Here is a 14,390-nt window from a genome sequence, read left to right on the forward strand (position 1 = left end):
GTCAGTGGGGGATGAAGCCCCCCCCCACTGACGGAGAAGTTTCACTTTATTTTTCGACATCTAGCTCCCTGCTAGGCTGAATAAAAAGTAACCTGTTCTCGTTTTCTCTTTTGGTTTTTACTTCGCATGTGGCAGAGAAAAGCTCTGACCGCTTCTATGCACGGCCAGATGCTCTCGCCCGCTTAAAAAGGGGGGCTTTATGTCGGATTTTTAATTAGCATATATATAGGCACCATTCTGCTATTACCTTATATCTTGATTCACATACCAATCTATGGTTTTTTTCAACCCTTCTTCTAGACTAACCTTTGCTTCAAATCCAAAACATTCCTTCGCTCTCTGTATATCGAGACATCTTCGAGGTTGACCGTCAGGCTTCTGGGAATCCCAGCGAATTTGACCTTCAAAACCTGTTTGAGCTGCAATTAACTCGACTAAGTCTTTAATTGAAATTTCTGTTCCTGTACCAATGTTTACAGGCTCCGCCCCGTTATAATTCGCTGCTGCCAGCAGAATTGCTTCTGCTGCATCTTCAACAAATATAAACTCTCTCGTTGCCTTCCCGCTGCCCCATACCGTAATATGATCCTTTCCCTGTTCTTTCGCCTCTAAACATTTCCGTATGAGAGCTGGAATTACATGGGAAGTCTCCAAGTCAAAGTTATCCCGGGGGCCATACAAATTCACAGGAAGAAGAAAAATAGAGTTAAAACCATACTGCTGTCTGTATGCCTGACTCTGTACAAGTAGCATTTTCTTGGCTAAACCATAAGGAGCATTCGTTTCTTCAGGATATCCATCCCATAATTCGTCTTCCTTAAACGGAACAGAAGCAAACTTAGGATAGGAGCAGATTGTTCCGCAAACCACGAATTTTTCTATGTTGGCTAGTCTTGCGGCTTCCATCAGATGAATCCCCATAGATAAATTATCATAGAAAAATGAACCTGGATTTTTTCTGTTAGCCTCAATTCCACCGACTGAAGCAGCTAAATGAATGATTACATCGGGCCTTGTTTCCTGTACCAATGTCATAGCTGTTTGTGGATTACGTAAATCATATTGTTTACTGCGCGGTACAATAATTTGTTTACAACCCCATTCTTCTAATCGTTCCACTACATGAGAACCAAGAAATCCCGCTCCTCCAGTTACCATTACTTTCTTATCTTTCCACTGTTCCATAATATCCCTCCATATACATAGTTGCTTAATTGTATGGGAGCAAAAAGAATTTTGACAGTAGTTACCCTCTAACTTAAATTCAAAGGAATTCATTTGTTTTCAATGGATTTCTTCATTTCTTCCCATGACATAAATAAACGAACAATATCCTCTTCTTCAAGTTTACTCCCCATCTGAACCTCGACAATTTCAAGATCTTTAATTGCCTTAATCCCGTGTTTTGCACCAACTGGGATGTTTAGCACATCACCCTTTTTTACATAAGACAATGTATCATCTAGAACAAATTCACCTTCACCTGCAACAACTATCCACACTTCACTTCGCTCATGATGATATTGATAGCTAAGATTTTTTCCTGCAAATACACATAATCGTTTTGTCAGTACTTCCATTCCTTCAGCTAATTTCTTATAATCCAAGACGCGATACCACCCCCAACGGCGTTCCTCGAACATGGGGCGTTGTTCTAAATCTTTTACCACCTCTTTAACATGGTGGCTAGTGGATTTATCTGAAACTAAAATACCGTCGGGACTTGCTGCCACCACCATATTCGAAGTACCTAATACAACTATGGGAATATCTAACTCATTGATTAAATGCGTATTGATACAATTATCACTCATTGAACCTCTGCCAACGATATTTGTTTGCATATCCTCAGTTAACGTATTCCAAGTCCCTAAATCCTTCCAATAACCATTATACGGAATAACCGCAATCCGCTCTGCCTTTTCCACAATTTCATAATCAAAGCTTATTTTAGGCAGCTTTTCGTAGTGCTGAATGATCTCATCATACTGAGTAGGCAAACCTCTTTTTTCTAGCTGGTTAATGATATACCCTAATTTGAATGCAAAAACGCCGCAATTCCATAATGCACTTTGCTGAATTAGCTGCTCTGCATGCTCTTCCATCGGCTTTTCCTTAAAACCTTTTACTTTCATATACGTTTGTGGTTGCCGTTGGTTCACTTCATCTTTGTCAGGAATAATATAACCATATTTTGTTGAAGGATAGGTAGGACTTACACCAATTAAAGCAATATCCATACCCGATTGCAAAATGACATTCTCTAAATCTTTAATTTTATCAAAGAAATGATTTTCCACAAAAGGATCAACAGGCATTACAGTAATTACCTCTTCTAGATTAACACCAATGATTGAATACAAATATGTCGCTGCTAATATGATTGCCGGAAAGGTATCTCTTCTCTCTGGTTCAATGATTAATGGTACTTGAGTCCCTAATTGATTTTGAATGATATCCACTTGTGCTTTACTCGTTGAAATGTAAGCAATATTCAATAATTGATTCAAATCTAATTGTCGCCACAATCGCTGAACCATAGATTCCAACCCATTCTCTGGACATGTTAACATCTTTAAAAACTGTTTTGATCTAGAATCATTGGAAAGCGGCCATAATCGTTTCCCTGAACCTCCTGACAGTAATATAAGTTTCATATTATACACCCCGATGTCATACATTAGTTGAAATTCTTTTCTTACCTTCAGTTAACATATGAGCATAGGCCGTATTGTGCAACAGATAAAAACACATTAAATATCGCATGGTTGATTCTGAAAGGAATACCATCGACTTTTATTAAAGTGAACCAACAGGTGTACAAGCAGCCAAGCGCTTTTGACGGAAATCCTTGGCTGCTTACCATTTTTTCTCCTTCCTCTCCAATTCCCCAAGGGATTTTATGAATTGGACGATATAAAATTCCGCACGAAAAAGCTGTATCATGTACAAGCCCAAGGCAATAAAATACAACTGACACTAAAGAAAGAGGTGAATTACATTGTCTTTCCCGAACATTCCGAATATTACACCGACTATTTCGGTTACTACTGCACAGACTGTACCGTTACTTTTGTCTTCTATTGCCCTTGAGGAATTAGCCCTGGCTCACATCATCAATGCTGAGGCAGAAAAGCTTCAATTTGTTCTCGGAACATTACCGACAACAACTGCACTTTCTCCTCCGGTCGTTTCGTTATCTAACCTTCTTGCTATTGACTCAAGTGTTCAAAGAACACTTCGTGACGTTATCAAGAAAGAAATGCTACTGCAGTTCAAATTTGAAAATGTCCTTGATTTGATAGCAATCACTCCGCTTCCTTAAGAAACTTTTAATCACTTCTGTTTCTAGAGTTATGATAACTAAAAAGACAAAAAGCACTTACATTTATATCCTTGCACCAAAGCCTTCTAGTCTATGAATATCATCCGTTTGACTAACCTTAGTGGGCGCGTAAACCGAAGAAGGATTTCATCAGAGGCCTCCTGCTTGTAAGCAGGAGGCTTTTTTATGTTCCTTCAACTAGTGTTAACACAGTATCAAAACCAATTTGCTGTCATGGACAACGCACACACTTTAATTTGATCTTTGTCTACATTTCCTAACTCCGCTGCAATTTCTCCCTTCATTTTCCCCGTTATTCGTATCCGAACAGTTTGCAGCTTTATCTCAAATTTTAGCGTTTTTCTTATCGTCATATAACAATTCATCCCCTAATTTTGGATACATACTATCCTTAACTCAGTGTTTCATAGATACCCATGGGATTTTATGTTTCATGAATAAATTGGATGATCATAAATGCTATACGCAAAATAGCGGTGTCACTTACAAGCCCAGGATAATAACATACAATTGATACTAAAGAAAGAGGTGAATTACATTGTCTTTCCCGAACATTCCGAATATTACCCCGACTATTTCGGTTACTACTGCACAGACTATACCGTTACTTTTGTCTTCTATTGCCCTTGAGGAATTAGCTCTGGCTCACATCATCAATGCCGAGGCAGAAAAGATTCAATTTGTTCTCGGAACATTACGGTCAAAAAGTAAATTTACTCCTTGCCGGGTCACGTTATCCAATCTTCTTGATATCGACGCAAGTGTTCAAAGAACACTTCGTGATGTTATCAAGAAGGAAATACTACTGCAGTTCAAATTTGAAAATGTCCTTGATTTGATAGCAATCACTCCGCTTCCTTAAGAAACTTTTAATCACTTCTATATCTAGAGTTATGGTCACTAAAAAGACAAAAAACAACTACATTTATATCCTTGCACCAAAGCCGTTTAGTCTATGTATATCATTCGTTTGACTAACCTTGATGCCGGTGATACATATACCGGAGAAGAATTTCATAAGATGCCTCCTGTTTGTAAGCAGGAGGATTTTTTTATGATGAAAAATAAAACGTACAGTATTGAATTTATGGTCACCAGTATAGGCCGAAAACAGCATCTGATGATACGAATACATTTTCATCAGGGCATTTGTCACAGAAAATATAGGCGAATCATACAATAACAACGTACATTAACGAAAAGGAAGGTGTTATACCTTGAGTATGCCAACAATACCAGCAGAACCCCATCGTCCAAATCAGAAGCAAGTTATTATAGATTTATTGGAATCAATAGCTTTAGAGGAAATTGCTTTATCACACCTTTTAAACGCTGAAGCTGAAAAAATGCAAGCCTTTGTTGGAAAATGTTTAGATTTTCCAACATGTCCTACAAACCGGCAAATTCTTCAATTCAACAGAGAAGCAACCAGATTTGTTGAAACGGTCTTAATGAAAGAATGGCTATTATTAAGAAAGTTCGAAAATGTAACGGATTTAATCCAAAGCCGGCGTAGAGTATGCTGTAAATGTCGTCCGTCAAAATAAAACAAATTTTCTTTGGAGTAAAGGAAATAAAAAAATAACAATCCTTCGAAAGTATGTCTGGTAGTAAAATCCAAATGGCGTTAGTATAGTTCGTTTTGGTGCAAAGATATAAATAAAAACATTTTTCATCTTTCTAATCACAATATAGAGTTCGTTTTGGTATATAAATGCACCATATGTCATTATAAATCACCAATCTTGGACATTCATTTTGATTTTTGCACCAAAACGCTTTGTTCTATGGGCATTTTTAACTGCCATATGTAGAAATCATTTCCTCTAGTTGTATCTACTGTCCAACTGAAGTGATAAATAAGGAGGAATTATCTTGAGTCAATATCAGCATTTCATTTTTCTCGATTATCCAATCAAACCAACCCCCCGTTTTGGGTGGAATAAACCTCCGCATGCAAAATTATATGAAATTATTAATAGAAATCGGTTGTTATATGAGGAATACCTAAAAAAATTCTTGAAGCATAAAGAAAAATTTATTCACATCAATAGGCATGAAAATAAGGCATTCCCTAATTGTCCTTTTTGGATAAACGGATGGTTGCCTGGCCTAGATTCAGTAGCTATTTACGGATTCTTATGTGAGAATAACCCAATGCGATATTACGAGATAGGATCTGGAAATTCAACAAAATTTGCAAAACAAGCTATTAAGGATCATAACCTTCAAACTGAGATTCTCTCTATCGATCCTTCTCCAAGAGCCGAAATTGATTCCATTTGTGATCATGTTGTGAGACAGCCTCTTGAAAACGTTGATTTGCATATTTTTGATGATTTGGAAACAGGGGATATTCTTTTTATAGATAATAGCCATCGTTCTTTTATGAATTCGGATGTGACCGTTATTTTTCTAGAAATTTTACCAAGATTAAAACCCGGCGTTTTTATTGAGTTCCATGATATATATCTTCCTCATGATTACCCTCAAGAATGGATTACACGATATTACAATGAACAATATTTACTTGCATCCACCTTATTGGCGGATGGAAATAAGTATGAAATTATATTTCCGGGCATGTTTATTGCTCAAGATCCTGAGTTAAGTAAGGTCTTGGCTCCCTTATGGGACGATCCAAAGATGCAAGGCGTCGAACGGCATGGAGGATCTTTCTGGATCAAAACAAAATAAAACTAATTCTTGTTTAATCGGAGGGTTAGTAGCAGCCTAACTTTGGACTTTTTTATGATGTAAAATCATACAGCTCTATATTGAATTTATGGCCACCAGTGTAGGCCGGAAACAGCATCTGATGATACCGAGTACATTTTCATCAGGGCATTTGTCACAGAAAATATAGGCGAATCATACAATAACAACGTACATTAACGAAAAGGAAGGTGTTATACCTTGAGTATGCCAACAATACCGGCAGAACCCAATCGGCCAAATCAGAAGCAAGTTATCATAGATTTATTGGAATCAATAGCATTAGAGGAGATTGCTTTATCACATCTTTTAAACGCTGAAGCTGAAAAAATGCAAGCCTTTGTTGGAAAATGTTTAGATTTCCCTACACATCCTACAAACAGTCAAATTCTTCAATTCAACAGAGAAGCAACCAGATTTGTTGAAACGGTCTTAATGAAAGAATGGCTATTATTAAGAAAGTTTGAAAATGTAACGGATTTAATCCAAAGCCGACGTAGAGTATGCTGTAAATGTCGTCCATCAAAATAAAACAAATACTTATTTGAGTAAAGGAGGGGAAGGTGTTGTTCTATCTATTTACTGAAGAGAACTATGTATCTTCCTTACGGTCAATCTTTCATATGGAACGTTCTATTTACAAGTATTTACATGCAGCACATGATATGGTGGCAATTATTAAAAATCATCATACAGATGAAGATGATGATTTATTGGTTACTATAAAAACTTGTATATTCCCACTCTTACAAACCATTGCTGACTTAGAAGGAATTTTACTTAGGAAATCTTTTTATATCATTGAACATACTTGCCCTCGTACACAAATAGCAACGATACCTTTTATATCGAAAGAGAGTTCTCATGAGGACACCTTGAAAACAAAAACTTTATTATATGATATAAAAAAAAATATTAAACAATTATGCCCTAATCGCAATCAGATAATCGATGAAACAGTTGAAAAAATTCTACATCTAGAAACTAGGCGGAAACAAGTGTTTGTTCCTAACTACCAATGGAAAAAAAATAATGATCCTTCGAAAGTATTGCTGACAATAAAATCTTAAAATTCCGCTTTCGCAGTCTCATATAAAACAACAATCCTTGATATATAATACAAAAAGAATGACACCTTCTTTTATAGCAGAATTAAGGTAATGAAACCAAATTCTCAATAAAAGATAGGTGTCATCCCTATGAGAACGAAAGAACTCCCTTTTATGCAACTTCCGTCTGAGTTACGAGTCAAATCTATGTTTGTCTATAATCGACAGAAACGGCAGAATTGACCGCACGTATTGAAAATAGACCTTTTTATTATATCGAAAAATAAAGTCAAGCATATACATAATATGTCACATTTTAACATTAAGAAAGGGGGTATTTTTAATATGGAAAATAATAAAAGTATAAATGAACTATTAAGAATTGTAGATGGTATCGAAGGATGGTTGGATTTTTCCGAACAATTCGCACTATTACATTTACCTGCACTGGTTGACCATCTATACGGAGATATAGTTGAAATCGGTTCATATAAAGGAAAGAGTACCATTGCATTAGGTTTTGGCAGTTCTTTAATGAGCACAAAAAAGCGTCCGATTTATGCCATTGACCCATTTATACCGGATAACGAATTTTATCATGGAAATTATTTTGATATTTTCTGGGATAATATAAAGAATCATGGCCTAGAAGATAATGTTATTCCAATTAAAAAGTATAGTACAGAAGCTTATGGTGATTGTCCTAAATCAATAGTAGCTTTATTTATTGATGGTAATCACGAATATTCAAGTGTTAAACATGATATTATTCATTATGCACCGAGAGTTGTAAAAGGAGGCTTGATTGCTTTCCATGACTATGGTCATCATGATAACCCAGGGGTAGCTCAAGCCATACATGAAGTTTGCACGAATGAAGATTATGAGTATTTCGGTTTATATGATTCCTTACTCATAATCCGAAAACTATAAAGTGAAACTTCCATCAGTGGGGTGCTTCATCCCCCGTTGATGGCTAGTTGAACCAATGAGGGGCTTACTGCCCGTTTGTTACATAAATAGAAGCCCCACATTTAGCTGGTAGGAATTCTTACCTTTACAGTTTGATGGATAGAAAAAATAAAAGTCTTAAGATCATGAAATCGTTAGAGGTTGTTATATAAATATTCCACTTTACTCTTAATTGTGTTTATTACTAATATACAAATACACCAACAATTAATATAGGCTGCTTGCCAGATTATAACATGAGGGGGAATCAGAGCTTTAACTTCGTTTGACATAATAAGATTCCCCTTTCGATGGAATGATTAAAAAACAGTCCAAATCTTAAATACATTCCTACTCATTTGCATCCCGCTTTGTTGTAGAAACTCCTGTACATAAGATGCCTCCGGACAATCGAGTATAACAATGGCATCGACATTTCCTTTTTTATAATGATTAAAGACTTCTGGCATTTTTCTTATAAGTTCTTGCGTCACATATCTCTGCACCTGTAATCCTGTAAAAGGTAAAATATGATGTTCCAAATATCGGCAAGCGCTTTCCGACCCTACTACCAGCACTTTAGCTTGACGGTCCAATTGGCGGCTCAACCAACTCTGAATATGAAATGCACAGATTTCCATAACCTCTCTGCAAGTAGCGGCCTCATCCCTATGGCAGAGAGATTCTGGATTCACCCGATATTCATACATCACTTCTTCTAGTTTAGGGATGTCGCCAACCTCCAACATGCGAATCCACAGGTCATGATCCTGACAGATGGCATAACGGACATTATAACCGCCTATTTGGTCGAAAACTTTCTTGGAAAAAGTTACTGATCCATGAATGAAAGGCGGAGCCAAAAAACGATGTTCCATCATCTGCTCCCTTGTTCGGACTCTGTTGGTTCCTTCAATATCACAAAGCAGCTGGGAAGGGATAGGCGCTTTTGCTGAAATGCAGCGGATAAATGAACTGACGCCGATACAACCAGGATTGGATTGAATAAAACGAGCTTGCTTTTCTATTCTTTGGGGTAAACTGATATCGTCAGCATCCTGCCGGACAATCCATTCTCCCTTCGCCATCGAAATACCAAAGTTTAGTCCATATGACAATCCATAATTTTTCTCCAGATGATAAACTCGTATCCGATTATCGTCAACACTATCTAATATTTGTCTAGTTTGATCAGTAGATCCGTCATTCACAATGATACATTCAAAATCTGGGTAAGTTTGATTCAGAATACTGTCTATACTTTCTGTCAAATATTCCTCACCGTTGTAAACAGACATAACTACAGAGAACTTCAAGTCATCACCCTCCACCCATAGATTTAACTAGGAATTAGCAATGATCATAAAAAAAGCATTGCACTTCATGCTATGTCCCTCTATTTGAGCTCAACACAATTTAATCGCCGATAATCGAAAATAAGCCATCAATAGAACATGCAATTTTGCTATTTTTATAAAAATATATAAGAAAACAGACAATATTCCTTTCTCTTGCATATAAGATAATAATATACATAAAATCCCATTTATTTCCCAACAAATGATTTATGCCGTTCTTGAACATGTCTTAAACCTCTTTATCGAACATTTATGAATACAGTATGTCAGGTAAATTAATTTTATGCTCAGCGAATAAATGAAAAAAGGAAGAAATCTGATGAAGGTTGACTGGTTCAGAGTAGATGCAGAGTTCACCGATGTTACTTTAGCTAAACAAATCGTTTCCCAACTGAATCAAAAGATCCTAATCACGGCGGCACTCAGAGATCATATACGCGGTAATGCCTATGACTTCTATAACAAATATGGCATATTGATTCATAATCCTATACCAATTCAGGGACGATTTAATGCTATCTATCTCAATTTACGGAATGGCGTTAACCTATGAACAAATTGAAAGAGTGACTTATACCCTTCGAACGATTATAAGTTGCGTTGCCAGCAAGAAAAAACAGAAAGGCGGAAACAGCGATGCTTAAACTCTCCTTGATTGTTCCCACTTACAACAGGGAAAAGTACCTGACCAAAGCACTGCTCTCTTTCCTAAATCAGAGCCTCTCACCCGATAAATATGAAATTCTGATTATAGATAACAATTCTACGGATCAAACAGCCCTAACAGTGCGAAAAATCATGGAATCTGCGACCGTTTCTTGGAAATATCTAAAAGAAATGAAACAAGGGCTCCATTATGTGAGAAACAAAGGTATTCTGGAAGCAAAAGGAGACATCGTGATTTTTGGGGATGACGATATCATCGCCAGCAGCAATTGGTTGGAGAACATTATGCAAGAATTCGAGCAACATCCGCAAACCGGGATTTGCGGCGGTAAAATTAAACCCTTATGGCAATCACAACCTGAAAACTGGGTTTACGATTACGGATCGCCCGAGATTCATCCTTTATTCGCCTATCTCGATTATGGAGACGAAAGGGTGTCGCTTCACCATGAATATGTGTTCGGATGCAATTTTGCTATCCGGCGTGATTTAGCCATCCAGATTGGCGGAAGTTTTCCGGATACATTCCCCACTCATTTGAAGCATCTCTCTGGCACAGGAGAAAACGCCATGATTGATAATACAAGAAAGCTCAATTATGAAATCATTTATTTGCCTGAAGCCCTCGTATATCATCATATAGATTCATTACGAATGACTTTGAACTATTTTATTGACCGTTATGAGCGTTGGGCTGTTGAAGATGTATTTGCTTTATTTAGAAAGAAGGAAAAAAAACAAGCAGCTGCAAAACTAGTACAAATCGCTCTAGATAGATTGTCTCGTCTAGAAATGGACAGCGCCAATAAATTCAATCCTGAATACTATCGAATTATTCATAAGCGATACGCCTATCAAATGATCCAACAAACAGTCCGAGTCTTAACAGAGCCTTCCCTCTATCATCATATTAGCCTAGTCAGTTACTTAGAGCAGCCTTAAAAACATACAACAAAAAAGCAATTGGCTATATACGGCCAATTGCTTTTTTTCAAGCTTTTTATCCTAAAATATGATATCCAGAATCTACATGAATATTCTCACCAGTCACACCACTTGCTAGATCACTGAATAAGAATAACGCTGTGTTTCCTACTTCTTCTTGTGTTACGTTACGACGCAACGGCGCACGTTCTTCAATTTGTTTTAAGATGCTGTTGAAATCGCCAACACCTTTTGCAGATAATGTGCGAATTGGTCCTGCTGATACAGCATTGATACGGATATCATGCTTTCCTAAGTCGTTCGCTAAATATTTTACGCTCGCTTCTAATGATGCTTTTGCAACGCCCATTACGTTGTAGTTCGATACAACGCGTTCTCCGCCAAGGTATGTTAATGTAACAATGCTTCCGCCTTCTGTCATCACTTCTTTCGCTGCTCTTGATACAGCTGTTAAAGAGAATGAGCTAATATTTTGTGCTAACAAAAAGCCATTACGAGATGTATCAACGAACTCACCTTTTAAATCATCGCGTTCTGCAAACGCAATACAATGAGCCAGTCCATGAATAACTCCAACCTCTTCCTTAATTATTTGGAAGCAGCTTGCGATATCTTCATCATTTGTTACATCGCACGGTAATACAAGTGACTTTTGTCCTTCTAATGATTCTGCTAAATCACGTACATTCTTTTCTAAACGCTCTCCAGCATATGTGAAAATTAAGTTTGCTCCTGCGCTATGTAATGAACGAGCAATACCCCAAGCGATGCTTCGTTGGTTTGCAACACCCATTACAACAATATTTTTTCCTTTTAAATTGAGAAGATCCATGTATTTATCCTCCTATTTTCATAAATAACAGTAGTTATTAGTACCTGATACTATTTTTATAATATCATAAATTATCCATAAGGCAAAATAAAAAATCATTTTCTACTATATAATACTTTTTTATTTCAATACAGAAGCATTATAATCCTGCCTTATATATTTATAGCTATATAAATCCAAATTAAAAAGCCGACATAAAACCATTCTTTTTCGGTGGGCGAGAGCATCTGGCCATGCATAGAAGCGGTCAGTGCCCTTTCCTGCCCCATGCAAGGTAAAACAAAGGGACAAAGCAAGTGCAGGCTCTTCTGCATAGCCGTAATCTAGATGTCGAAAAATGAAAATGGATTCATATAGCAAAACATTTTGTAGTTTCTTACATAAGAATCACATAATCATCAATATCATACGTTTCCTTCCCCAACATCTGACATTCCTCTATCTAAATCTAAACAACATATTTGCAAACAACAAAAAATCCGCTAAGATGGTAATAGTGTCTTTTTTAATAATAATGAGTAATAGAAAGGAATACAGTACGGTGAAAGATAAAAATTCTCAATATCAAATAGATTACATTTTAATACTAATTGTACTATCAATCGCTATGGTAAGTTGTTTTGCTATTGCAAGTGCACAGCCGTCCTTACCGCCAAATTTACAAAAGGTTAACTTCGTCGCCCAGCAAATTAAATGGTATGTAATTGGTGTGATCGCAATTGCTGCCGTTATGATCATCGACTTTGATCGTTATAAACAAATTTGCTGGTATTTATATGGATTTGCAATGGTTCTTCTTCTTGGACTTGAGTTTCATATTCCAGGCGCGGTAACAATTAAAGGGGCAACTGCTTGGTACTCAATTCCAGGTATCGGTAATTTCCAGCCATCAGAAATTATGAAACTCTTTTTAATTCTTGTCGTTGGTCGTATTATCGTAGACCATAATGAAAAATATGTAATTCGAACACCGCGAGAAGATTTACTCTTACTTGGGAAAATTTTTGCGGCGAGTTTACCACCACTGCTGTTAATTGCCAAAGAACCTGATTTAGGAAATACGATGGTAATTTCAGCAATGCTTGCTGCTATGATTTTAGTATCCGGGGTTCGCTGGCGCTTTATTTTCAGTTTAGCTGGCATTGTCGTTGCAGTTGCTACAATCCTTGTGTATATTTACTTTGCGCACACTGCATTTTTTAAAGCGCATATTTTAAAGGAATATCAATTAGATCGTTTCTACGGTTGGTTAGCGCCTTATGAATACGAAACACAAGGTTTTCAATTAACACAATCTCTTTTAGCAACTGGATCCGGTGAATTGTACGGCAAAGGCTGGGAAAATGGACAAGTATACTTCCCTGAACCTCATACAGACTTTATATTTACAAATATCGCTGAGAAATTTGGATTTTTAGGAGGAAGCGTCGTTATTTCACTCTACTTCCTGCTGATTTATCGTATGATTCATATTGCATTAGAAAGTAATGATCCATATGGCAGTTATATATGCGCAGGAACAATTGGGATGTTTACATTCCAAGTATTCCAAAATATCGGTATGACAATTGGACTACTTCCTATTACCGGTATTACATTACCACTTTTAAGCTACGGTGGTAGTTCCTTACTTACCTATATGATTGCAATTGGCTTCATTCTGAACGTACAGTCACGAACAAAGAAATTTATGTTTGATTAAACCATATCCTAGTGGATATGGTTTTTTCTTCTCTTCATAGCGGTATACTAATCAAAAAAAAGAGTAGGTGATTTCATATGAAGTATGATGTTATTGGAGATATTCATGGCTGTTTAGAGGAATTTCAAGCATTAACAAAGCAGCTTGGCTATACATGGGATAGCGGATTACCAGTTCATCCACAAAAACGACAACTTGCTTTCGTAGGCGATATTACAGACCGCGGTCCTCATTCTCTTCGCATGATTGAAATTGTTTGGGAACTTGTCATACATAAACAAGAAGCATATTATGCTCCTGGCAATCACTGCAATAAATTATATCGTTACTTTCTTGGGCGCAAGGTGCAGGTGGCACACGGTCTAGAAACAACCGTTGCAGAATACGAATCATTAAGCACACGCGAGCAAAAAATCATCCAGAAAAAGTTTATCGACCTTTACGAACAATCGCCTCTCTATCACGTACTAGATAACGAAAAACTTGTTGTTTGTCACGCTGGTATTCGCCAAGATTACATTGGAAGAAGCGATAAGAAAGTTCAAACTTTCGTCTTGTACGGTGATATTACAGGCGAAAAGCATCCTGATGGTTCTCCTGTCCGACGTGACTGGGCGAAGCATTATACTGGGGATGCTTGGATTGTATATGGACATACACCTGTACAAGAACCTCGATTCGTCAATCATACTGTAAATATTGATACGGGATCCGTATTTGGCGGAAAATTAACAGGACTTCGTTATCCAGAAATGGAGACGGTGTCCGTTCCTTCTTCGATGCCGTTTGTGCCAGAGAAATTCCGTTCTATTGACTAAAAAAAGCT

Annotated in this window: 16 protein-coding genes; 11 read left to right on the forward strand and 5 right to left on the reverse strand. The window is 37.0% G+C overall.

The features are described from left to right. Positions 1-243: 243 nt before the first annotated feature. Positions 244-1,185: a GDP-L-fucose synthase family protein gene (locus BM350_RS08075; protein ID WP_090915047.1), complete on the reverse strand. Its 942-nt coding sequence runs from the start codon at positions 1,183-1,185 to the stop codon at positions 244-246. An 89-nt stretch (positions 1,186-1,274) separates the two neighbouring features. Next, entirely contained in the window at positions 1,275-2,657 is a 1,383-nt protein-coding gene (locus tag BM350_RS08080; protein WP_090915045.1) for a sugar phosphate nucleotidyltransferase, read from the reverse strand. A gap of 344 nt (positions 2,658-3,001) precedes the next feature. Between BM350_RS08080 and BM350_RS08085 the strand changes: the two genes are divergently transcribed. Beyond that, positions 3,002-3,325, forward strand: a complete 324-nt coding sequence (locus BM350_RS08085) for an alpha-helical endospore appendage domain-containing protein (protein ID WP_090915043.1) — start codon at positions 3,002-3,004, stop codon at positions 3,323-3,325. A 215-nt stretch (positions 3,326-3,540) separates the two neighbouring features. Here BM350_RS08085 and BM350_RS26845 read toward each other — a convergent pair whose 3' ends face one another. After that, entirely contained in the window at positions 3,541-3,699 is a 159-nt protein-coding gene (locus tag BM350_RS26845) for a hypothetical protein (protein WP_170857668.1), read from the reverse strand. Positions 3,700-3,884: 185 nt separating this feature from the next. Here BM350_RS26845 and BM350_RS08090 point away from each other — a divergent pair, with 185 nt between their 5' ends. The 6 genes from BM350_RS08090 to BM350_RS08120 all read left to right on the forward strand — a co-directional run bounded on the left by BM350_RS08090 (position 3,885) and on the right by BM350_RS08120 (position 8,043). Then, complete coding sequence (locus BM350_RS08090; protein WP_090915041.1) at positions 3,885-4,208, forward strand: alpha-helical endospore appendage domain-containing protein; 324 nt, start codon at positions 3,885-3,887, stop codon at positions 4,206-4,208. A 361-nt stretch (positions 4,209-4,569) separates the two neighbouring features. After that, positions 4,570-4,893, forward strand: a complete 324-nt coding sequence (locus tag BM350_RS08095; RefSeq protein ID WP_244547956.1) for an alpha-helical endospore appendage domain-containing protein — start codon at positions 4,570-4,572, stop codon at positions 4,891-4,893. Positions 4,894-5,221: 328 nt separating this feature from the next. Then, on the forward strand, positions 5,222-6,043 hold the full coding sequence (locus BM350_RS08105) for a class I SAM-dependent methyltransferase (RefSeq protein WP_090920737.1): 822 nt from the start codon (positions 5,222-5,224) through the stop codon (positions 6,041-6,043). A 225-nt stretch (positions 6,044-6,268) separates the two neighbouring features. Further along, positions 6,269-6,592, forward strand: a complete 324-nt coding sequence (locus BM350_RS08110) for an alpha-helical endospore appendage domain-containing protein (protein ID WP_244547957.1) — start codon at positions 6,269-6,271, stop codon at positions 6,590-6,592. A 35-nt stretch (positions 6,593-6,627) separates the two neighbouring features. Next, on the forward strand, positions 6,628-7,131 hold the full coding sequence (locus tag BM350_RS08115) for a hypothetical protein (RefSeq protein WP_090915880.1): 504 nt from the start codon (positions 6,628-6,630) through the stop codon (positions 7,129-7,131). A gap of 324 nt (positions 7,132-7,455) precedes the next feature. Then, positions 7,456-8,043, forward strand: a complete 588-nt coding sequence (locus BM350_RS08120) for a class I SAM-dependent methyltransferase (RefSeq protein ID WP_090915878.1) — start codon at positions 7,456-7,458, stop codon at positions 8,041-8,043. Positions 8,044-8,381: 338 nt separating this feature from the next. Here BM350_RS08120 and BM350_RS08125 read toward each other — a convergent pair whose 3' ends face one another. Continuing rightward, positions 8,382-9,377 carry a glycosyltransferase family 2 protein gene (locus tag BM350_RS08125; RefSeq protein ID WP_090915876.1) on the reverse strand — a complete coding sequence of 332 codons (996 nt, stop codon included), beginning with the start codon at positions 9,375-9,377 and terminating at the stop codon, positions 8,382-8,384. A 361-nt stretch (positions 9,378-9,738) separates the two neighbouring features. Here BM350_RS08125 and BM350_RS08130 point away from each other — a divergent pair, with 361 nt between their 5' ends. Beyond that, complete coding sequence (locus tag BM350_RS08130; protein WP_090915874.1) at positions 9,739-9,972, forward strand: hypothetical protein; 234 nt, start codon at positions 9,739-9,741, stop codon at positions 9,970-9,972. Between the two features lie 83 nt (positions 9,973-10,055). Then, entirely contained in the window at positions 10,056-11,027 is a 972-nt protein-coding gene (locus BM350_RS08135; protein WP_090915872.1) for a glycosyltransferase, read from the forward strand. A gap of 58 nt (positions 11,028-11,085) precedes the next feature. On the opposite strand, the gene fabI is transcribed toward BM350_RS08135, so the two are convergent. Further along, positions 11,086-11,862, reverse strand: a complete 777-nt coding sequence (gene fabI / locus BM350_RS08140) for an enoyl-ACP reductase FabI (protein ID WP_090915871.1) — start codon at positions 11,860-11,862, stop codon at positions 11,086-11,088. Positions 11,863-12,403: 541 nt separating this feature from the next. Between fabI and BM350_RS08150 the strand changes: the two genes are divergently transcribed. Together BM350_RS08150 and prpE are read left to right on the forward strand one after the other, a co-directional pair. After that, positions 12,404-13,564: an FtsW/RodA/SpoVE family cell cycle protein gene (locus BM350_RS08150; protein WP_090915867.1), complete on the forward strand. Its 1,161-nt coding sequence runs from the start codon at positions 12,404-12,406 to the stop codon at positions 13,562-13,564. Between the two features lie 77 nt (positions 13,565-13,641). Then, on the forward strand, positions 13,642-14,382 hold the full coding sequence (gene prpE, locus BM350_RS08155) for a bis(5'-nucleosyl)-tetraphosphatase PrpE (protein ID WP_090915865.1): 741 nt from the start codon (positions 13,642-13,644) through the stop codon (positions 14,380-14,382). The last annotated feature ends 8 nt before the right edge of the window (positions 14,383-14,390 follow it).

The organism is Bacillus sp. 103mf (assembly GCF_900116295.1).
GTDB lineage: Bacteria > Bacillota > Bacilli > Bacillales > Bacillaceae_G > Bacillus_A > Bacillus_A bruguierae.